The sequence below is a fragment of the Paenibacillus sp. J22FR83 genome (assembly GCF_059691955.1).
The window spans coordinates 90,829-112,691 of the sequence record NZ_JCAUAM010000016.1 but is presented as its reverse complement, the minus strand read 5'-3'; the positions used below and the strand labels follow the sequence as shown (position 1 = coordinate 112,691).

General features: G+C 46.9%; 21 protein-coding genes. 11 read left to right on the top strand and 10 right to left on the bottom strand.

Translation table 11 applies throughout. The features are described from left to right. Positions 1-105: 105 nt before the first annotated feature. The gene (locus AC58PV_RS26425; protein ID WP_497435621.1) at positions 106-636 is read right to left on the bottom strand and encodes a DUF1572 family protein; all 531 of its coding nucleotides are present in this window, start codon (positions 634-636) and stop codon (positions 106-108) included. A gap of 155 nt (positions 637-791) precedes the next feature. Between AC58PV_RS26425 and AC58PV_RS26420 the strand changes: the two genes are divergently transcribed. From AC58PV_RS26420 to AC58PV_RS26380, 9 genes are all read left to right on the top strand, one after another. Beyond that, a complete protein-coding gene (locus AC58PV_RS26420; RefSeq protein ID WP_497435620.1) occupies positions 792-1,991 on the top strand; it encodes a pyridoxal phosphate-dependent aminotransferase in 1,200 nt (399 codons plus the stop codon). A gap of 373 nt (positions 1,992-2,364) precedes the next feature. Continuing rightward, a complete protein-coding gene (gene proB, locus AC58PV_RS26415) occupies positions 2,365-3,465 on the top strand; it encodes a glutamate 5-kinase (RefSeq protein ID WP_497435619.1) in 1,101 nt (366 codons plus the stop codon). A 41-nt stretch (positions 3,466-3,506) separates the two neighbouring features. Beyond that, positions 3,507-5,210, top strand: a complete 1,704-nt coding sequence (locus AC58PV_RS26410) for a proline--tRNA ligase (RefSeq protein ID WP_497435618.1) — start codon at positions 3,507-3,509, stop codon at positions 5,208-5,210. 11 nt (positions 5,211-5,221) lie between these two features. Continuing rightward, a complete protein-coding gene (locus AC58PV_RS26405) occupies positions 5,222-6,469 on the top strand; it encodes a glutamate-5-semialdehyde dehydrogenase (protein ID WP_497435616.1) in 1,248 nt (415 codons plus the stop codon). Between the two features lie 22 nt (positions 6,470-6,491). After that, positions 6,492-7,361 carry a pyrroline-5-carboxylate reductase gene (gene proC / locus AC58PV_RS26400; RefSeq protein WP_497435615.1) on the top strand — a complete coding sequence of 290 codons (870 nt, stop codon included), beginning with the start codon at positions 6,492-6,494 and terminating at the stop codon, positions 7,359-7,361. A 37-nt stretch (positions 7,362-7,398) separates the two neighbouring features. Further along, positions 7,399-8,667: a 2,3-diketo-5-methylthiopentyl-1-phosphate enolase gene (locus AC58PV_RS26395; RefSeq protein WP_497435614.1), complete on the top strand. Its 1,269-nt coding sequence runs from the start codon at positions 7,399-7,401 to the stop codon at positions 8,665-8,667. Beyond that, positions 8,664-9,326 (top strand): 2-hydroxy-3-keto-5-methylthiopentenyl-1-phosphate phosphatase, encoded by a 663-nt coding sequence (locus AC58PV_RS26390; RefSeq protein WP_497435613.1) that lies wholly within the window; start codon positions 8,664-8,666, stop codon positions 9,324-9,326. Before AC58PV_RS26395 ends, AC58PV_RS26390 begins: the two co-directional genes overlap by 4 nt. Then, positions 9,323-9,958, top strand: a complete 636-nt coding sequence (mtnB, locus tag AC58PV_RS26385; RefSeq protein WP_497435611.1) for a methylthioribulose 1-phosphate dehydratase — start codon at positions 9,323-9,325, stop codon at positions 9,956-9,958. The genes AC58PV_RS26390 and mtnB overlap by 4 nt, the downstream gene beginning before the upstream one ends. 732 nt (positions 9,959-10,690) lie before the next feature. Further along, positions 10,691-10,882 (top strand): hypothetical protein, encoded by a 192-nt coding sequence (locus AC58PV_RS26380; RefSeq protein WP_497435610.1) that lies wholly within the window; start codon positions 10,691-10,693, stop codon positions 10,880-10,882. Here AC58PV_RS26380 and AC58PV_RS26375 read toward each other — a convergent pair. From AC58PV_RS26375 to AC58PV_RS26340, 8 genes are all read right to left on the bottom strand, one after another. Continuing rightward, a complete protein-coding gene (locus AC58PV_RS26375) occupies positions 10,866-11,552 on the bottom strand; it encodes a DnaD domain protein (protein ID WP_497435609.1) in 687 nt (228 codons plus the stop codon). The genes AC58PV_RS26380 and AC58PV_RS26375 overlap by 17 nt on opposite strands. A gap of 37 nt (positions 11,553-11,589) precedes the next feature. Beyond that, entirely contained in the window at positions 11,590-12,879 is a 1,290-nt protein-coding gene (gene asnS / locus AC58PV_RS26370; RefSeq protein ID WP_497435607.1) for an asparagine--tRNA ligase, read from the bottom strand. A gap of 71 nt (positions 12,880-12,950) precedes the next feature. Continuing rightward, a complete protein-coding gene (locus AC58PV_RS26365) occupies positions 12,951-14,159 on the bottom strand; it encodes an acetate kinase (protein ID WP_497435606.1) in 1,209 nt (402 codons plus the stop codon). Further along, positions 14,156-15,028: a 3-hydroxyacyl-CoA dehydrogenase family protein gene (locus AC58PV_RS26360; protein ID WP_497435605.1), complete on the bottom strand. Its 873-nt coding sequence runs from the start codon at positions 15,026-15,028 to the stop codon at positions 14,156-14,158. The genes AC58PV_RS26365 and AC58PV_RS26360 overlap by 4 nt, the downstream gene beginning before the upstream one ends. A 199-nt stretch (positions 15,029-15,227) precedes the next feature. Continuing rightward, a complete protein-coding gene (locus AC58PV_RS26355; protein ID WP_497435604.1) occupies positions 15,228-16,733 on the bottom strand; it encodes an AAA family ATPase in 1,506 nt (501 codons plus the stop codon). Then, complete coding sequence (locus tag AC58PV_RS26350) at positions 16,726-17,265, bottom strand: hypothetical protein (RefSeq protein ID WP_497435602.1); 540 nt, start codon at positions 17,263-17,265, stop codon at positions 16,726-16,728. Before AC58PV_RS26350 ends, AC58PV_RS26355 begins: the two co-directional genes overlap by 8 nt. Positions 17,266-17,410: 145 nt before the next feature. After that, complete coding sequence (locus AC58PV_RS26345; RefSeq protein WP_497435601.1) at positions 17,411-17,899, bottom strand: cell wall elongation regulator TseB-like domain-containing protein; 489 nt, start codon at positions 17,897-17,899, stop codon at positions 17,411-17,413. A gap of 42 nt (positions 17,900-17,941) precedes the next feature. Beyond that, entirely contained in the window at positions 17,942-19,237 is a 1,296-nt protein-coding gene (locus tag AC58PV_RS26340; RefSeq protein ID WP_497435600.1) for an amidohydrolase, read from the bottom strand. 258 nt (positions 19,238-19,495) lie between these two features. On the opposite strand from AC58PV_RS26340, the gene AC58PV_RS26335 reads away from it, so the two are divergent. Next, on the top strand, positions 19,496-20,122 hold the full coding sequence (locus AC58PV_RS26335; RefSeq protein WP_497435598.1) for a DUF47 domain-containing protein: 627 nt from the start codon (positions 19,496-19,498) through the stop codon (positions 20,120-20,122). Positions 20,123-20,181: 59 nt separating this feature from the next. Then, the gene (locus AC58PV_RS26330) at positions 20,182-21,183 is read left to right on the top strand and encodes an inorganic phosphate transporter (protein WP_497435597.1); all 1,002 of its coding nucleotides are present in this window, start codon (positions 20,182-20,184) and stop codon (positions 21,181-21,183) included. 59 nt (positions 21,184-21,242) lie between these two features. Here the strand turns inward: AC58PV_RS26330 and AC58PV_RS26325 are convergent, their stop codons facing one another. Then, positions 21,243-21,863, bottom strand: coding sequence for a redox-sensing transcriptional repressor Rex (locus AC58PV_RS26325; RefSeq protein ID WP_497435595.1), 621 nt, complete (start codon positions 21,861-21,863; stop codon positions 21,243-21,245).

The following is a 21,863-nucleotide window of genomic DNA, read 5'->3' as shown; positions in this document are numbered from 1 at the left end:
GATGACTCCTTCCAATTCAAAAAAATGCATGTATGTGTACATAGTAGTCGAAATGTGCGCCTAACTCAACACTCTGTTGATCCGATGTTCCGATTCGGCCACTAACTATAACGTAGGTTTAAATTGTTTGGACTGACCTCGCGCGATGCTGAGCGTCTGCCAATCGTGATTGGCCCAATGTTTGCAAAGCAGCACAATTTGCCCGACATGATAACCATAATGTGATACTTGACGCTGAATCGCTTGCAGAACCGTGTGGCTTTCTCCACGAATCTTAACTAGTGAAAGTACATCTTCAGCAGTCAAGTCTTGCAACGTCGCGAACAGAACCTGCCATCCCTCTTCCCAAAGAACAAGTAACTCTTCTCGGGAGTGACGCTCCCCTTCAAATTCGCTATCGCGATCACGCCATTCCTTTTCACCATCAGTGGTTAAGAAATCGGTCCAACGGGACAACATATTCCCATGCATATGCTTGATGATCACTTCAAGTGAATTAGATTCTTCATCTAATGTCTGATAGAAACAGTGCTCACTCATCTGGGCAAAGGCTTGATCCCCGAGCTTCTTCATACTTTGAAATGCACGTAGGGATTCCTGCAGAAATACATCCGCAACTTGAACGTGATCTGTCATCCTCATTCACCTCCTTCATTAATCTGTGCTTTCATCATATGACAAGGGCAAAATGAAGTACAATTGATTATCTTCATCGACTATGAAAAAAAGTTTAATCATGTTACATTTAGGGTATCATTTAAAATCCCGACCTCCGGAGTGTGAATTAAGCCGTGACAAACGTATCCTCAACATCTTCTCGATTTGCCATACAACCTGCTGAAAGAATGAAGGGTCTACCTACACAGTTCTTCGCAACGCTCGTTGGCAAAGCAAATGCACAAATCGCCGCTGGCCATGATGTTATTAATTTGGGTCAAGGTAATCCTGACCGTCCTACGCCACCGCATATTGTGGCTTCCATCCAAGAAGCGTCTGCCAATCCGTTGTATCATAAATACCCGCCATTTAGCGGATTTCCATTCCTGAAACAGGCGATTGCACAGCGTTACAAAGAGGATCACAACGTAGATTTGAATCCCGATACTGAAGTGGCTATCTTGTTTGGCGGCAAAACGGGACTTATCGAAATTGCTCAATGCTTACTGAATCCAGGCGATGTCTGCCTTGTTCCCGATCCTGGCTATCCGGATTATTGGTCAGGTGTCGCACTAGCAGGTGCGGAAATGGCCTTCATGCCGCTGCGTGAGGAAAATAACTTCCTGCCGGACTATTCCCAGCTAAAACAGTCTGACTTGGACCGTGCCAAGCTAATGTTCATTAATTATCCGAACAACCCGACGGGTGCGACGGCTCCCGCTTCCTTCTATGAAGAAACCGTTGCATTTGCTGAGAAAAATGGCGTTGTTGTTGCTAGTGATTTCGCCTATGGGGCAATTGGATTTGATGGTCAGAAACCAATCTCCTTCCTGCAAACCCCTGGCGCCAAAGAAGTAGGAATCGAGTTCTATACGCTGTCCAAAACGTACAACATGGCCGGCTGGCGAGTTGGCTTTGCCCTAGGTAACAAAGAAGTTATTCGTCTCATCAACTTAATGCAGGATCACTACTATTGCTCTTTGTTTGGTGGTATCCAAGCAGCGGCTGCTACTGCATTAACGGCTTCACAAGAATGTGTGACAGAGCTGCGTGACGTGTACGAAAGTCGTCGAAATGCGCTGTACACAGCACTTGCAAGCATCGGTTGGAACGCTAAGCCTTCACAAGGTTCATTCTTCTCTTGGCTGCCCGTGCCCAAACGGCACTCCTCCCAGAGTCTCGCCGATTTGCTTCTGGAAGAAGCTAAAGTCGTCGTAGCACCAGGTGTAGGATTCGGAACGCATGGCGAAGGTTATGTTAGACTGGGGCTTCTGTCTTCGGAAGAACGGTTAGCAGAGGCTGTGCAGCGAATTGGAAAGTTGAACCTTTTTTAAGGAATTGGGACAAGAATTTGGTCTTTTTCTCCTTTACAAAGCCTTACCTACCATGCTATTCTAGATAGAATCAAAATTCCAAACAGCAACGTTATGATGGGAATAGTAGGAATCGTGACCGCACGTAACCAGGGAGTAAGCTCCACCGACTGAGAGAGCTTGCCGTGAACCGAATCTGAACCCGCCCCTGAACCGTCAACGATGAGTTGAACAGAACCCTACTGTTATACAGGGAATCTAGAGTAGAGCGCTTCTATTTGATATGCGCTAATCTAAGGTGGTACCGCGGAAGCAACAGACTTTCGTCCTTATGTTTTAAGGACGGGAGTCTTTTTTGTATCTACATAGTTGGAAATCGAAGGATGGGATGAACATGACTCAGCGAATCGTAGTCAAAATCGGCAGTTCCTCATTAACCTCAGACACGGGTGGATTGAACCCGGATAAAATACGTTTTTTTGCGGCGGAACTTGCAGAACTGCAACGCAGCGGCAGCCAAGTGCTGCTCGTGACATCTGGCGCAGTAGCCGCCGGCTTCACTTCCTTGGGCTATCGTACACGGCCCAAGGTGCTTCACGAGAAGCAGGCCGCCGCAGCCGTCGGCCAAGCGCTCTTAATGCAGGCGTACCATGAAGCATTTACGTCACACGGCATAAGCGTGGCGCAAATTCTGCTGACTCGGTACGACTTCTCCAACCGCAAGCGCGTGCAGAACGCGATGATGACGATTGACGAGCTCCTGCAACGCGGGGTCGTTCCGATCATTAACGAGAATGACACCGTCTCGGTAGATGAACTGAAATTCGGTGACAATGATACGTTGTCAGCATTAGTGGGCAATTTGGTCAAGGCGAGCAAATTGATCATTATTACGGATATGGACGGCCTATACACGGACGATCCTCGCAAGAACGCGAACGCACAGCGCATCGATCGCGTAGACGCCATCAGCGACGAGCTGTTCTCCTTCGCTGGAGGCTCCGGGAGCGCGGTCGGCACCGGCGGCATGCGCTCCAAGGTTGAAGCCGCCCGCATCGCGATGCGCGGGGGCGTGCCGGTCTTCATCGGGCGCGTACTCGAGCCCGGTGATCTGGACCTTGCCGTTGACGGCACCGGCAAGGGAACATACTTCGACACGGCGCTGAACAATCTGCCGGTCAAAAAGCAGTGGGTCGGCTTCCACTCGCTGCCCCAAGGGCAAATCATCGTTGATCAAGGCGCCAAGGCTGCCTTGGTCAACGGTGGGAAGAGCCTCCTCCCCGCTGGCATCACGTCAGCGGTTGGCGACTTCCACCCCGGCGACGTCGTCGAGGTGATCTGTAGTGAAGGCCTGCTGCTGGGCCGCGGCGTCGTCAATTATGCGGCTTGGCAAGTTCAAGCCGCAGCAGGCCTTTCGACGGACGAAGTCCAGAAACGCGTCGAAGTGTCACGCATCGAAGTTATTCACCGAGATGAATGGGTGCCTTTGACTTAATTGTAAACAGATGTGATAGAAAGCGAGGTGCTCCCTTACTAATGAGACAACAACGATTACTAAATCCAACATTACGAGATGTACCGGGAGATGCCGAGGCAGTCAGTCACCAACTCATGCTGCGAGCAGGGCTCATTCGACAATTATCGAGCGGCATTTATTCCTACTTACCTACGGGTCTCAAGGCTTTACAACATATTCAAACCATTGTACGCGAAGAAATGGACCGCGCAGGTGCCCAAGAAATGCTCATGCCTGCCCTCCATCCTGCCGAATTATGGAAAGCTTCTGGTCGATGGGACGTGTACGGTCCTGAATTAATGCGACTCCAAGACCGAGGCGGACGCGAGTTTGCTTTAGGTGCGACGCACGAGGAAGTAATTACTACACTCGTCAAAGATGAGATTCATTCTTATAAAAAGTTGCCGCTCACGGTATATCAGATCCAAACGAAATACCGGGATGAGCGCAGACCTCGATTCGGCCTGCTGCGTGGGCGTGAGTTCATAATGAAGGACGCTTATTCCTTCGATCGCTCAGCGAGCGGTCTTGATGCTAGCTATCAAGCGATGTATGACGCTTATGTCAACGTTTTCACACGCTGCGGGTTGCAATTCCGTGCGGTCGAAGCGGATTCTGGCGCCATTGGCGGTACGGATACGCACGAATTTATGGCCTTGGCGGATGTCGGAGAGGATACGATCGTACACTGTCCTTCTTGTCAGTATGCTGCTAATTTGGAGAAAGCCTCTGGCGTCATCACAAATAAAGGAACATCATCCATTGACGTGTCCCTTGCACAGCTTACGAAAGTTCATACACCAGGCGTAACGAGCATCAAACAATTAAGCCAATTCCTCACGATTGAACCGCAGCACATTATTAAATCCGTCGCTGTGCAAGCAGAAGGCCTACCTGTGATCGTGCTTATACGTGGTGATCTCGAAATTAATGAAATCAAGTTAAAACACGTTCTTGGTGTAGATGAAATCACCATGCTAACTGAAGCGGAAATTACTGCGCTAGGTTCCCTTGCGGGTTTCATTGGTCCAATTGGTTTAACTTCCGTCAAATTGATTGCAGACAATTCGATTCAAGGACTTGCAGATGCCGTTGTTGGTGCCAATGAAGCGGACTATCATCTTCTGCACGTGAACGTTCAGCGTGATCTTGGTGCATTAACTTATGTGGACGTTCGCAATGTGGGCCAGGGAGAATCCTGTATTCACTGCGGACATGAACTCGCTTTTGCAAAAGGCATTGAAGTTGGGCACGTATTTAAGCTCGGCACCAAATATAGTGAGGGGCTTGGCGCCTCTTACACCGATGAGAACGGGCTCTCCGAACCAATGATTATGGGCTGTTATGGCATTGGCGTGTCACGCGTGTTAGCTGCCGTCATTGAACAGCATCATGATGAGCGAGGCATTATTTGGCCAAACACGCTGGCCCCTTATTCCATTCATCTATTAACTGTTCAAGTTAAGGATGAAACCCACATGGCTCTATCCGAGGAAATCTACAACGCGTTAACTAGCGCAGGCTATTCGGTCCTGTGGGATGATCGCGAGGAACGTCCAGGCGTGAAATTTAATGATGCCGATTTACTCGGCTTCCCCTTACGACTTACTATTGGTAAAAAGGCAAACGAACGCATAGTCGAGTGTAAAGAACGACGCAGCGGTTCTGCCTATGAGCTGAACGTGGAACAATTGTTAACGCATTGCCAAACCTTTTTCAACTAGGAGGTCTTCCCATGAGTGAAGTTATTAACAAATCCAAGCTGGCCAAACAAGCTGCCCAAGCAATGGGCAATCTCACAACTGAGCAAAAAAATACAGCCTTATTGCTGATGGCAGACGCCTTAATTACGGAACAACAAGCGATTATTGAAGCTAATAGCAAGGATCTGCAGCGAGGCAAAGAGCTAGGCACTAGCGCTTCGCTACTGGATCGATTGGCTCTAAACGAAACACGCATTGCTGCGATGGCCGAAGGCCTTCGTCAAATTGCAGAGTTACCTGATCCAATTGGCGATACGCTCGAATCTTTCGATCGCCCAAATGGATTACGCATTCGTAAAATTCGTGTACCTCTAGGCGTCATCGGTATTATCTATGAAGCAAGACCGAACGTGACGGTCGATGCTGCAGGTTTATGTCTCAAAACCGGCAATGCCGTTGTACTTCGTGGCGGATCCTCTGCCCTATTTTCGAATGAGAAAATAGTGGAGGTCCTGCATGCAGCTTTAGAGCGTTCTGACCTGCCTGCAGATGCTCTGCAATTAATTCTTAGCGCCGATCGCAGCTCCGTCGATGAAATGCTGAAACTCAACGGTCTTATTGACGTGCTAATCCCACGTGGCGGCCACTCACTTATTCAAAATGTTGTCAATAACGCGTCCGTCCCAGTCATTGAAACAGGTGCAGGGGTGTGTCATACTTTTATAGATCAGAGTGCTCAACTTGATATGGCAGTTCGCATCGGGATTAATGCCAAAGCACAGCGCCCATCCGTTTGTAATAGTATGGAAACGTTGCTTGTGCATGAAGCGATAGCCGAGAAACATCTTGCTGCCATTGCTGACGCTTTCCAAGGGGTTAACGTTGAGCTTAGAGGCGACGAGCGTTCCAGAGAACTAGTCCCTAGTATGCTAGTTGCTGAACAAGCCGATTGGGGTACGGAGTACGGGGATTATATTTTATCCATCAAAGTAGTTAAGGATCTAGATGAGGCGTTAGCCCACATTCGTACTTATGGTACGATGCATTCGGAGTGTATCGTAACGGAAGATGCTGCCAATGCGGAGAAATTCTTGCAAGAAGTGGATGCAGCTGCTGTTTATCATAATGCTTCGACACGTTTTACCGATGGCTTTGAGTTTGGTTTCGGTGCCGAGATCGGCATCTCCACACAGAAGCTTCATGCACGTGGTCCTATGGGGCTGCCTTCGCTAACTTCAACCAAATACCGCGTCTATGGAAGCGGACAAATACGCGAATAAACTTTAGGAGGAGGAACAACGGATGTCACTCATGTTATCGCAAACGAAAATCGTTTTTGTAGGTGCAGGCTCTATGGCTGAAGCTATCGTCCGCGGACTAATTCAGACGGGAGTCGCGAATCCGCAAAATGTTTCAATGATGAATCGCTCCAATCAAGATCGCTTGGCCTTTCTATGTTCGGAATATGGCGTTGGAGCCACTTCCGATCAAGCGACGAAGAACACACTAATTCAAGAAGCCGATGTTGTTGTCCTCTGCATGAAACCGAAAGATGTGGAGTCTTCTTTTGCCGAACTTGGCCCGCTTTTGAACGAGCGACAACTGATAATCTCCGTCATTGCAGGCCTATCTATCGAGAAGGCCGAAAGACTTCTGAAATCCAACTCGCCAATCGTTCGTACCATGCCAAATACTTCCTCCACCATTGGATTAGGCGCGACAGGAATGAGCTTCTCTTCTAAGGTTAATGATACATTCAAGCAGCTTGCTATCCAAATGTTTGAAGCCGTCGGAACTGTTACGATTGTAGAAGAAGACAAACTTGAAATCCTCACTGGCATTTCCGGAAGTGGACCTGCTTACGTGTATTACCTGATGGAAGCAATGATTAAAGCGGGTATCGAAGGCGGTTTATCCCCAGAAGACGCAAATCAATTAACACTTCAAACGGTGCTTGGTGCTGCGCACATGGTTCAGAGTACCAAAGAACACCCTGCGGAGCTACGCCGCAAAGTGACGTCTCCTAACGGTGCTACACATGCTGCTATTCAAGCTTTGGATCGCTATCAGTTCGACGAAGCTGTCCATCAAGCTGTGTTGCATTGCGCCGCTCGCACGAAAGAAATGGGCGAACAAATTGCGCCTAACAGTCCTGTAGGTAAATCGGTCTAATAGTAGAATTCTAAGTTAAAGCAGGTGAGGGTTCGTTATGAGTTCATATTGTTTAGCAACCTATCGGAGTTTCGATGAGAAAGCCGATTTTCATAAAAAAGCAACTGGCATCGCAGTTGGGCTTACCGTCGGCAGTTGGACGGAGCTCCCAGAGGCGCAGAAAGCTTCGATGGAGAAGCATTTGGGCAAGGTCGTTTCCGTTGAAGTCCACGAACCAGCACCTGGTGAACCCATTTCGGGACGCTACGCAGATATCACGATCGCTTATCCCGATGTGAACTATAGCCGCGACATCCCCGCGCTGTTAGTAACGGTGTTCGGCAAGCTTTCTATGGATGGCAAAATCAAACTGATCGACCTTGCCTTCTCCTCTGATTTCTTAGCTGGGTTCCCTGGTCCGAAATTTGGCATGCAAGGCGTTCGCAATCTCCTTGGCGTACATGATCGTCCGCTGCTCATGAGCATTTTCAAATCCGTTGTCGGGTATGAATTGCCAGCATTGCGCGAACAGTTTTATTTACAAGCAGCTGGTGGTGTTGATCTGATTAAGGATGACGAGATTTTATTCGAAAATCCCTTAACACCTTTGGAGAAGCGCATTGCGATTTGTCTCGAAGCCGCTGAGCAAGCCACGAAAGAGACAGGTCAAAAATTGCTCTATGCAGTAAATTTGACCGGTTCAACGTCTAAACTTGCTTCACAAGCGAAGAAAGCGATCGCCGAAGGGGCAAACGCATTATTATTCAACGTGTTGGCATACGGCTTCGATGTGCTGCATGAATTAAGCGCAGACCCAGAGATCAACATTCCGATCATGGCACATCCTGCAATGGCTGGCGCTATGTATCCATCGCCACACTACGGGATCTCGCCTTCCGTCCTTTTGGGCAAATTAATGCGCCTTGCCGGTGCTGATTTGGTATTATTCCCTTCTCCTTATGGCTCCGTTGTTATGCCGAAGGAAGAGAATTTGGCCATTAAGCATGTGTTGTTGACGAATGATTTACGCAAAGATTACACGTATCAGGCTCCGTCTGATGTAGAATTAACATTAGCTCCCAGCTTCCCGGTCCCATCCGCGGGGATCCATCCTGGTCTTGTGCCACTCATCTTACGCGATTTCGGTCAAGATGTTATCGTGAATGCAGGCGGAGGTATCCATGGTCACCCAATGGGAACGATCGCTGGGGGACATGCTTTCCGTCAAGCAATTGATGCGACTTTACAAGGTAAGACATTGCGTGAATACGCCCTAACACATCCAGAGCTACAAACAGCTATTGACACATGGGGGATTAGAGAATGAGCAAGGAACGCATCATCTTTTGTGACTTTGACGGTACGATCACCGTTAACGATAACATTGTAGCGATTATGAAGCATTTCAATCCAGCAGGTTGGGAAGGCATTGTCGAGAAGATTGTGACACAGCAAATCTCCATTCGTGAAGGTGTTGGGGCAATGTTTGCCCTCCTGCCTACTTCTCGCAAAGCGGAGATTGTGGATTATGCGATCAACAATGCGACGATTCGTGATGGATTTGAAGAATTCGTCTCCTACTGCAAGGAGCAAGGCATTACCCTTTTGATCACAAGCGGGGGTATCGATTTCTTTATCTATCCACTGCTTCGCGCGTTCGCGATTCCTGAAGATCATATCTATTGCAACGCTAGCTCTTTCGAAGGTGAAACGATCGAGATTCTATGGCCGAATCCCTGTGATGCTCACTGTCACACCGACTGCGGCATGTGCAAAACAAGCATCATTCGTTCCTACGATTCTGAGCGGTATGAACGCATTATTATCGGAGACAGCATCACCGATTTTGAAGGGGCTAAGCTTGTAGATACCATTTTTGCTAGATCACATCTTATTGAGCGTTGTGAGCAACTTGGCTATGCATACCATCCCTTCGAATCGTTCTTCGACATCATTAAGCAATTGGAGGCTGAGCCCGTCAAATGAGTATTTTACTAGAAGAAAAACAGCGTGCCTTCGCTGAATTACGTGAGATCAAAGCGAACCTGGCAGCACGGGGATGGTTCCCAGCGACAAGCGGTAATTTATCTGTTCGTGTTGGCGGCTTTGAGCCGAACGCTTTCACCTTCGCTATTACGTCTAGCGGAAGAGATAAATCCGTCCAAACTCCCGAGGATTTCCTTCTCGTCAATGAGAAAGGCTTGCCGACAGAAGCTACTAGCCTTAAGCCATCTGCGGAGACCTTGATCCATAGTGAGATATACCGCTTAACAGGCGCTGGCGCTATTTTCCATGTGCATACGATTTTTAACAATCTAGCATCTGAACTATACGCTGAACGCGGGAGCATTCCCGTTGATGGCGTTGAGCTCATTAAAGCGTTCAATATTTGGGATGAAGAAGCTCAAATTGAGATTCCAATCTTGCCGAACTATGCAGAGATCCCACGCATTGCTGAGCTGGTTGAAGGTGCGATCGTACCGCGTATTCCTGGTATCGTTCTTCGCAAGCACGGCATCTACGCTTGGGGCGCGAATGCTTTTGAGGCCAAAAGGCATCTTGAGGCATTCGAATTCTTATTCGAATATGTGTACCGATTGCATGTAATGAAGAAGTAATTCTATCCACGTGCAACTGGGGATTTTCTAGTGTGCAGATACGGGAAGCACCCAATTACATCTAGTTGCGGAACGTCAGTCCGCTATTTTGTTATTTCGAACGCATTTCTTGCATTCGTGACGAAATAGAGGAACTACGTTCCGCAACTTTTTTTATTTCGCTATTTGAGCTCAAATAGCTCCTCTCGTTCTTTTACTACTTTGTGTGAGAGTAATGGGGTAGTCTGAGGTTCGGAGTTAAGTGGTGGGATTCGCTAGGTGGTGGTCGAGGTACTGGTAAATGGTGTGAAGAGCGGTATGCGGTTCAGTAGCCGGAAGCAGTTGCAGTTGCGGTTGCAGTGCAGGGGATTGAGTACGGATACGGTTTGGGCAAATGCCACCTTTATTGTTCTTCCATGGAGTGAATTGGCAAAAGTGCAAATAGGCACTTATTTTATGCTCTTCAATGGATTTTATTGCGCAAAAGTGCGAATAGGCACTTATTTATGCTGAAATGAGGAGAAATCAGCTTGTAGAGCGAAAAAGGTTGCCTTTTTGCATCCATTTCTTATTTTTTGCTCGATTAGTGAACAAAAAGATGCCTTTTCGCATTTTTGGTGGAGGATGGCAGCGGGGGCGGTAGCGGGGGCCGGGGACAGCGGGAGCAGGCGTGGGTGCCGGGGGCGGGCGCGGGGCGGCGGGTGTCAGGGAGGCGAGGAGCAGGCGCGGGGGCTGGCGTGAGAGCAGGTGGCGGTGGCTGCTGGCGTGGGGCCTGCGGTGGCGGAAGCTTGCGTGAGCGCAGGTGCCGGGACCGGCGCGGGAATGAGCACGGATAAGGATCCGGTTTTGGTAGGTACACCGATCCATCTCCAATCGGACAACGGAAAAGCCCATTTTCCTCCTTTGCGGAGTAAAAATGGGCTTCATCTTACCGCGATTGCCTAAATCGCTGCGAATATTCCTTTGCCTGATCCACTGTCGAGACGCGATTGCGACTCCAATCCAACAAAATCCGATCAATATATCGGAAATGAACTTTCCCAGCAAACACAGCTTCCTTCAAAGCTGTCATGATCAGTTCTTCTTTGTACATATCTTTGTCCAACCAATTGCTGATGGTTTCCAGCTCCATTGGCGTGAGCGGTCTTGCGAATTCATTTTCGATCGTTGTATAAATGTTCTTAACTCGATCATCACTAGGCACTTGAGCAATTGTCGCCAACTCTGCTAACTCTTTGAGCTGCTGCTCAGCTACACGTTTGGCTAGTTTTTTATAGAGCGGCGTCAAGTTATACTGCTCGCTACGAAACCCAGTTGTTTCGTGGGTATCCTCATCGATGGCGATAAATTTTTCGCGAATCAGCTTCTGCACACTGGCAATAACGACATCCGGTGAAGCCGACATCCGCTCCTGAATTTCATCCAGTGTCGGGAACGTGTTCCCTTCCTTTTCAACAAAGGAAATAAAATGAATCAGTGTCATGACGTCCACTTCACTCAAAAGTAGTGCACGATAATGCTTGAGTAGTAAACTCGGTACCGCGACACTCCCCTCCAGAAAGCTATTCATCAGGATCGCTTCGACCTTCATCTGTGTATTCGATTGCGTACTCATACGTCTTTCCCCTTTCTCCCCATGGACAATCCCATATTTAAGGGTATAGACGGTATAACAAACGTGGGAATGGAATCGTTTCACGCACATGATCCAAACCACATATCCAAGCCACCGTACGCTCTAAACCTAAACCGAAGCCCGAATGCGGCACGGTTCCGTATTTGCGAAGATCCAAGTACCACTGATACGCTTCTTGCGAAAGTTCGTGTTCCTTGAAACGCTGCTCCATTAATTCCGGGTCATCAATACGTTGACTTCCCCCAATAATCTCACCATACCCCTCTGGCGCGATCATATCGGCACATAGGACAACTTCTGGCCGACTTGGATCTGGTTTCATATAAAAAGCCTTAATCTCTGTTGGCCAATGAGTGATGAATACGGGTGTTTCGTATTGAGCGGCAATCGCTGTCTCATGCGGAGCTCCGAAATCTTCTCCCCACGCGAATTCATGCCCGTTCTTTTGCAAATAGTCAACAGCCTCATCATAGGTGATACGTGGGAAGCTGCCTTTAATTTTCTCCAACTTGGAAGTATCTCGCTCCAACGTTTCAAGCTCTGCTTGGCAGTTCTGCAGCACGGTTTGCACGATATAGGATACGAATTGTTCCTGTACTTCAAGGTTTTCAACATGATCTACGAACGCCATTTCCGGCTCAATCATCCAGAACTCGATCAGATGTCGGCGTGTCTTGGATTTCTCTGCACGGAAGGTAGGACCGAAGGAGTATACGCGACCTAGTGCCATCGCGGCTGCTTCCATGTATAACTGCCCACTTTGCGTCAAGAAGGCATCTTCATCAAAATATTTCGTGTGAAACAAGTTCGTTGTTCCTTCGCAAGAAGACGGTGTCAAGATAGGCGGATCCACCAAATGGAATCCTCTGTCATTGAAGAAACCTTGAACCGCTTTGATAATTTCTGCGCGAATCACAAGTACTGCACGCTGACGCGGGCTCCGAATCCACAGGTGGCGATTGTCCATAAGGAAATCTACGCCATGCTCTTTCGGTGTAATCGGATATTCCTCCGTGATTTGAATGATCTCTACACCAGTCACATCGAGTTCGAAACCACCTTTGGAACGCGTGTCTTCTTTTACTTTTCCCGTTATGTATAAGGAGCTCTCTTGGGTTAGCTTGGAGGCTGCTTCCCACGCTTCTTCACTCACTTCACTTTTAACAACAACGCCTTGTATATATCCCGAACCGTCGCGCAGTTGCAAAAACTGAATTTTACCACTTGAACGTTTCTTGTTAAGCCAACAGCCGATGGTTACGGATTCGCCGACATGATGTTTAACTTCACCTATTGTACTTTTCATATGGTCATCCTTCCTCCTTAGAACTGAAGATCATTCCTATTGTACACTATTTCACGAATTCCACGAAAATGTCAGTCGGCCTGTGCTTGCAAAAGACTGTAAGTATCCTGCGCGATAACCCATTCTTCATTCGTTGGAATTACGAGCACTTCAACTTTGGAACCTAGCTTCGTAATCCGCTTCTCTATACCTCTTCCAAGCAGATTCGCTCCCTCATCAAAATCAACCCCAAGGAAGCTCAAGCCCTCGCAAACCGCTTTGCGCAGAGGCGCGGAATTCTCCCCTACGCCTGCTGTAAACACAATCGCATCCACGCCATTCATGGCCGCTGCGTAAGCTCCGATGTATTTGCGCAGCCGGTATGTATACATCTCGTAAGCCAAAGTAGCGTTCTTATCGCCCGCTTCTACCGCTTCCACGATCTCCCGCATATCGCTGGAGATGCCTGAGATGGCCTGAAGGCCGCTATGCTTGTTCAGCATGGAGCTTACTTCGCCGATCGTCAAATCCTCCTTGCCCATCACATAGGGCACGATGGCCGGGTCTAGGTCGCCGCTGCGCGTGCCCATCATCAGACCCTCGAGCGGGGTCATCCCCATGCTCGTATCAACGGACTGGCCGCCCCATACTGCGGCGCAGGAAGCCCCATTACCAATGTGACAGGTAATGAGCTTCAACTGCTCTAGCGGGCGTCCTAGGAAGGCAGCGGCACGCTCGCTCACGTACTTGTGCGACGTACCATGGAAGCCGTAGCGTCGCACCTTGTGCTTCCGGTAAAGGGCCATCGGCACCGGATACAGATAGGCCTTCGCCGGCATCGTCTGATGGAAGGCGGTGTCGAAGACGACAGCCTGGGGAACGCCGGGCATGTTTACTTCTACCGCCGAGATGCCCAGCATGTGCGCTGGATTGTGCAGCGGCGCCAAATCGAAGAGGCGCCGAATCTCTTTCTTCACCTCGTCCGTGACGAGGACAGAGCTCTTGAAAGATTCGCCGCCGTGGACCACACGGTGGCCTACGGCATCGATCTGCGAGATGGCGCTCAACACGCCATGCTCTGGATGTACAAGAACATCTAGCACTCTGCGGATGGCCGTTGTATGCTCCAAAATTTCATCTACCTTATGAAATTCAGGTTTATTCGCCGGTTCGTGCATCAGAATGGCCGTATCCATGCCAATCCGCTCAACTCTTCCCTTGGCAAGCACGATCGCATTGTCCATATCATAGAGTTGATATTTGACAGAAGAGCTGCCGGCATTAATCACGAGAATGTTCATAACCGATCACCATCCTTGTCATAACGGAAGAAGCCTTCCCCCGTCTTAGCGCCAAGATGACCTGCGCGTACCATTTGTTTGAGCAAGTAAGATGGCCGATACTTAATATCCCCATATTCGCGGAACATTCCCTCAAGCGCAGCTAGAACAGCATCTAGTCCAAATCGATCACACATTTCCAGTGGACCATGTTTGAAATCATAGCCGATTCGCATCGCTTGATCGATATCTTCTGCAGAAGCGACACCTTCGGATAAGGTGTGCAGCGCTTCATTTATGAGTGTACAAATCAAGCGCGTCGTAATATAACCCGGTGATTCATTCACCTTGATACTTTTTTTGGTGAGGATATCGTCAACGAATTGTCGTGTGCGATCATACGTTTCATCCGACGTTTTCATCGCTCTCACAATTTCAACAAGATTCACCTTCGCAACAGGATGAAGAAAGTGCATACCTATGACGCGCTCTGGATGCGTTATGATTGCCGCGATCTCCGTTACACTTAATGTCGAAGTATTCGTTGCTAGTATGATGTGGGGGGAACATATTTGATTGAGCTGGAAAAAGACATGCTTCTTCGCATTTAAATCTTCAGAAATCGTTTCAATGACGAGCTCGCAAGCAGCCATGTCCTGAATCGAATGAGCCCCTTTAATCTTGGACAAGATGGATTTCTTCTCCGCTCCTGTCAATGCCCAACGCTCAATTTGCTTATCTAAACTGACCGTAATGAGCTCAATGGCACGGTCAAGTTTTTCTGTTGTTTTCTCAGCTAGAATGACATCAAGTCCACGAGCGGCCAGCATCTCTGCGATACCCTGCCCCATCGTCCCTCCGCCAATTACACCTATTGTTCTGAATATCATAGCTTGTCTTCTCCTTCATCCGAACTACTGTTTACTCTATCTCGCGCAGCTGCCAGTATATCAGCTTCTGATTCTTAAGTCTTATCCATCTCGTCGGTGCTAGTTGTCCAATTTCATAAGCACCTTATTATTAGTATATGTATCCTGCATACCCGAAGTAAAGCCAAGAACCGCTGACCTAATTGGCCAACGGTCGTTATTATGCACTTTGTGACACAGAAGCGTCAAATAATGTACGGAATGTATCACCCGATAGTACTTCTTCTTTCATGAGAATAGCAAATGAATGTTCAAACACGCTTCGCTGCGCTTCTAACATGTTTTTCGTACGCAGCATGAGTGCATCTAGAATGGCAGCATTTTCTTTCATCAGTTGTTCTTTCGTCACCATTTCACGATCAATAATCCCTAAGCTGGTAAGTCCAGCATCCATCATGTTACGAACCATAGAAAGCGATTGTTCGAAATCGTTCCGAGAGCCGGTACTACGTCCACCGTAAATCATCTCTTCCGCAGCAGCTCCACCTAAGGCAATCATGATCTGATCTTCGATATAATCTTTCGTATATAAATAATGATCCTGCGGCGGATTGTGACGTACATAACCTAACGCTTTTCCTCGAGGACTCACTGTGACTTGGGATACAGAACCTGGTCGAACAAGCTCAGCAATAATAGCATGACCTAACTCATGATAAGCCACTCGTTCTTTCTCATCATTCGCCGTTTCTTTATCTGTTCGTTCCCCCATCATCACCTTATCAATGGCAGATGCCAGATGGGACTGTTCAATCGCTGGTTTATCTTCACGCATCGCATAGATAGCGGCCTCATTCAATACGCCTTCGAGCTGTGCACCGGAGAAACCGAAAGTTTGATCCGCCGTTTGCTCCAACGTAACACCGACAGCTAAGGGTTTGTTTTTTGCATGGATATGAAGAATAGCCAAACGCCCTTTTTTATCCGGCAGATCAACCTCGATATGTCGGTCAAATCGCCCAGGTCGCAGCAATGCACTATCCAGCATTTCCTTACGGTTCGTCGCAGCAATAATAAGAATACGCGGCGCGTCATTCGTATGAATCCCGTCCATCTCCGTTAACAGTTGGTTCAACGTCTGGTCATATTCACGTTGCTGTCCGCCGTCTCGCTTACCACCAATTACATCAATCTCATCGATGAAAATAATGGCGTTATCCTTGCCTTCTTTGAGTGCACGAGACCTAGCTTCTTTAAATAAATCACGGACACGGCTTGCCCCGACACCAACATACATCTCAACAAATTCACTACCTGAAGCAGCCATGTATACAGAATTCGTATAATGTGCAGCGGCTTTCGCCATCAACGTTTTCCCCGTCCCTGGAGGCCCTGTCAACAGCAACCCTTTAAGGGGGCGAATACCCAACTTCTTAATTTCCTCATGCTTAATCAAGAAATCCAGTGCTTCCATCAATTCTTTCTTAGCTCGATCTTGTCCGCCAATTTCATCGAATGTGAGAAAAGACGGTGTCCGATTTTTGCTTTTACGATCTCCACCGCCAGCAGCAGCTCCGATACCGCCGCGTGTTTTCAACATATAGAATAACGAAACACCAAGCGCACTCACGAATAAGATTGGAATCACATTCACACCTTGGAAAACTAAGAATACCAGTAGCACAGGAATAAAACCAATCCCAATTTCTTTATATATTTTACTCATTCGGCCACACTCCTATCTGCGGGGAGACTCTTGGCAGCATGATAAACTTCGTCGCATCACCATCTGTTAATCGAATGTAAACATAGTGCTCATCCATTTCGCTGTCAACGTTCATTGTGGGTACACCATCTGCGTATTTCTGTAACGTTGTTGGAATATCTGCATAATGCTTCGTTTCCATGGCTTGAGCAACCTCAAATAACGCTTTAGACCACCATTGATCCAGCTTATCAGAAGATTGATTCTTGATTGTAATATTCATCGTTCGTTTCCCGATAATCGATGCGCCTTCGGCATTAATTCTCTGTACAACTTCTCTTACATTAGCTTCCGGCTTCAAAGTTAACTCTACATCCACATGACTAGAAGAAAGTTTCATCGTTGAATTCGTTACACCAGGTGCAGTATCAATTATATGTGATAATGGATTTTCCATCGCAAAGCTTGTATAGGCGAACCATCCTCCAAACAGTACACCTGCCGAAATAATGACGCTCAAAATAACAGGTAAAACGCGCAGTTTCATCTTCATGGTTTGGCGTCCACCTTTCTGTAATAAGTTATTTGTATGCCTCTGTTGCAATACGATTAGTATATCATCTCATATACACGCAATGCCTTATGTAAACAGTGGAAATACGCAAAATAACTCTTTTAATTAAAAAAACTCAACCCTCTTATTGAAGGCTGAGTCGATACGTATCTAGATAAGTTCCATCATTGAATCGATAGTAATCATAGAAATACCGCGTACCTCTATCATCTTTCGACTTATAAAATACTTCCCAAACATAGTCATTACCTAATTTGCCAGGTATGACACGCTCTATTTCACTGTTAGGCGCCTTTTTCAATACAGCAGCGCGGACTTGCTCCTCTGGGAAGCCTTCATCCGTCATTTCGGAATGAACATTCTCACCTGATACCCAAGTAATGAGATGTTGTCCTAACTTATTTTCCCCATAAACAATCTGAACCGGCTCGTCTCCATAGAAAAAATCTACCTTGGATGCCTTGGTCATCATACTTCCATTGTAGGCTTTCTCAACAGCTACACGTTTCTCTTCCCAGTGTTCGTTCTGTACATTCAGGTAGAATCGGCTAAGCACAACACCTAATGTCGCTACTATGAAAACACCAAGTGTAATTGATCGCTTCGCATTCATAATCGCCGCGCACCTCCCCAAAGCCACTTACTTGCTTGCTCATTAGCCTTTTAGGCGATCGAAGCATATTTCAAATTCGCGTTTAATTTTCTCTTCATCTAATGTTAGGCATTCACCTTTACGGACAATCCATGTGCCATCCACGCAGACATCCACAACATCTTTCGCACAAGCGGAGTACACAATGTGGGAAACGAAGTCCGTTTTCGGAAGGAAATGAGGTTGATCAATGTCCAGCGCAATAAAATCAGCTTTCATGCCAACTTCAAGCAAACCGACATCCTCTAACCAAATGGATTCTGCACCCATGCGAGTTCCCAGCAATAAAGCTTCCTTCGCTGGGATTGCTAATGGATCACCTGTAACTCCTTTATGAATAAGTGCTGCCAATCGCATTTCCTCGAACATGTCCAAATTGTTGTTGGATGCCGCTCCATCCGTTCCTAATGAAACTTTAACACCTGCACGCAACAATTCAGGAAGACGAGCAACACCACTCGCAAGTTTGAGATTACTGCCAGGATTGTGAGACACACGTACATCATATTGTTTGAGAATCGCTATCTCTTCATCATTCAAGTGAACACCATGTGCAACAAGCGTTGGGCGTGAGAATACGCCTAGCTTCTCCAAGTGGGCCACAGGTCTAGCGCCATACTGTTCGACATTTCCTTCGACTTCACGACGTGTTTCGGACATGTGGGTATGAATAGGAAGATTGAGATCATGTGCTGCTTGTACGATACGCTCGATGTAATCGGGCGGGCAAGTGTATGGCGCGTGCGGCGACATCATCGTTGTAATGCGTCCATCGGCCTTGCCATGCCAGTTCTTTGCAAATTCAGTTGCCTCGATCAGCTTAGCTGTTTGTACATCTGGTGGACATAGTCCAATCACACCACGGGTCAAAACACCGCGCATACCCGACTCCTCGACCGCAAAGGCAACTTCATTCATATGGTCGTACATATCGACAAATGTCGTTGTCCCGCCTTTGATCATTTCAAGGATCGACAAACGTGTTCCCCATTTAACGTCCTGTGAAGTGAATTTCCCTTCCATAGGCCACATTTTTTCCTCTAACCATACTTGCAGTGCAAGGTCATCCCCATAACCGCGAAGCAATGACATCGCGGCATGTCCATGGGTATTAACAAGTCCAGGCATATACAGTTTGTTCGTTCCATCAATCACTTCATCATAGTTGTCTAAAGGTTCAGGCACTTCTGTCCCGATGTATGTAATTTGACTGCCCTCAATAACCATGCAGCCTTTGATCGATGTTTTGTCTTCCTTATTAGAAATAAAAATACCATGGGAAATTAATGTTTTTTTCATAGTAAAAAACCCTCTCTATGCTCATTCTATAAACAGTTGCTGCTCCATAAACTTTACATCTTCATGCTTGTAAAATCAAGGAAGCTCCGCACATATTCCACAATGTTAAGAAATTGTAAATTGTCACGGAATTTTCGTTGCGTTAAACCTTACGAGTATGATACTTTAATCATTGTGAGTTTTTTCTACAATTTGGTCAATTTCGATTCGCAAATTCGTTCAAAAACTTGTACATATAGTAAAATTTAGGAGGATTCTATGACAACGTTATTCACCAGAAAGAACGAAGTCGATTTCTTGCAACTTCTTATTCGTGCTGCAGAGAACGCTTTGCAAACCGCTCAATTGTTCCGAACCGCCATGATGGGTGATAAGCCCCCAATTGAGTATGTCAAAGCGATTCATGATCTGGAGCATGCAGGAGACTCCATCACACACGACATTTTCAGAGGTTTGAACAAAGTATTTATCACTCCGATTGATCGGGAAGATATCATGGTTCTTGCTTCCAAAGTGGATGATGTCACAGACGGGATTGAGGCAACCATTGCTCGTTTCGACTATTTGAACGTTTCTCATACGGATGCGTACATGAAAGATTTCTCAGGTGTAATTGTCGATTCCTGCCAACATATGTTAGATGCCTTTAAGCTTTTAGCAAAGAAAAAATATATGCAAATTCCAGAGCACACAGTGGCTATTAATAAATTAGAGAATGATGGGGACCGTTTGATGCGTGAAGGTATCCGCCAAATTTTCATCACGCGCAAAGATCCGTACGAAGATTTCAAACTGAAAGAAATTTACGAGCGTTTGGAAGAAACGACCGATGCTTGTGAAGATGTTGCTAACATTCTAGACAGCGTAGTACTTCGTTACTCTTAAGACGAGATGTCTGTGCGTACGAAGAAAGTTTTCCTATTGGAAAACGCTAGGAGGAATTCATGTTAACTTATTTGATTATCATCGTTGCACTAGCTCTGCTCTTCGACTTCATCAATGGATTCCACGATACAGCTAATGCGATTGCAACTTCCATTTCTACACGAGCATTAAGCCCTCGTGTTGCGATATTTATGGCGGCTTCACTTAATTTCGTTGGTGCCATGGTATCTTCTGAAGTTGCCAAAACGGTAGGCGGAAGTATTGCCAATCCTGCGAAGATCGAAAATGGGGTTGAAGTCGTTATTGCTGCCTTACTTGCGGCAATCATCTGGAACTTGCTTACTTGGTACTTGTCCATTCCATCATCCTCCTCCCATACGTTGCTTGGCGCTCTAGCTGGTGCTGTAATTGCTGGTGCAGGCTTTGGTGGCGTTAACTGGAGTGGTTTCACACAAATTATTATCATTCTCATTCTATCGCCAATTATCGCTTTCGCTCTAGGTTATCTCATCATGGTTTTGATCAAATATATCGTAATTTGGTCTGGGAATACCTCTAGATCCAAACTTAATCGTGGGTTTCGTACGCTGCAAATCCTTTCTGCCGGATTACTATCGTACTCTCACGGTGGTAACGATGCACAAAAAGCAATGGGGATTATTGTCTTTGGTCTCGTGGCTGCTGGTGTGCAAGATGATTTGAACGTGCCGATTTGGGTAAAGATTGCTGCCGCACTCGCGATGGGCCTTGGAACATCCATTGGCGGATGGCGCATTATCAAAACGGTTTCCGGTAAAATTGTCAAAATTGAACCGATTAATGGTTTTGCCTCAGACTTAACGTCATCGATCGTCATTCAAATCTCGACTTTCATCGGTAAACCATTATCTACAACACATGTCATTTCTTCCGCGATTATCGGGACAGGCAGTGTCATGCGTTTCCATGATGTCCAATGGGGTACCGTAGGTCGCATGTTGATCACTTGGGTTATTACGATTCCCATTTCGATGGTTCTTGCTTATACCCTGTACTTTGCGATTTTCCGATTAATCATGTAATGATAAAACAAACAAAGGCACGATCCGCTGAGCTGCGCGGGTCGTGCCTTTTTATTTTACTAGTCCAGGTAATAGGCCAAGCTTTGAAGCTCTGTCGTGAAATCTGCATAATGTACGCGCACTTCTGGCGGCACCTTAATGATGACAGGCGCGAAGTTCAAGATCGCTTCGATGCCACAAGCAACGAATTGATTCGCTACATTCTGTGCTTCGGCCGCGGGAACGGTAATAATACCGATCCGCACACCGAGCTCAGACATGACCGTTTTCATTTTATCCATAGGAAGCACAACTAAGTTATTAATCACTTCGCCAGACTTAGAAGGCATGGCATCGAATAAAGCCACGATTTTCATATCATTGCGTAAGTACGTATTATAATTGCAAAGTGCTCGACCTAAGTTACCTGCCCCAACAAGCGCAACTTGAATATGTCGATCTAATTTAAGAATCTGGCGAATCTTCTCGATCAAATAATTGATATCATAGCCGATTCCTTTTTTGCCGAACTCTCCAAAATAAGCTAAGTCCTTCCGTATTTGAGCAGGATTCAGATCTAATTTTTGACCTAAATCCTGAGAAGACACCGTGGACACATTGTTCATTTGCAACTCGTTCAGATAACGCAAATAGATAGGCAATCTGCGGACAACAGCTTCCGAAATTTTTTGTGTTTTCAC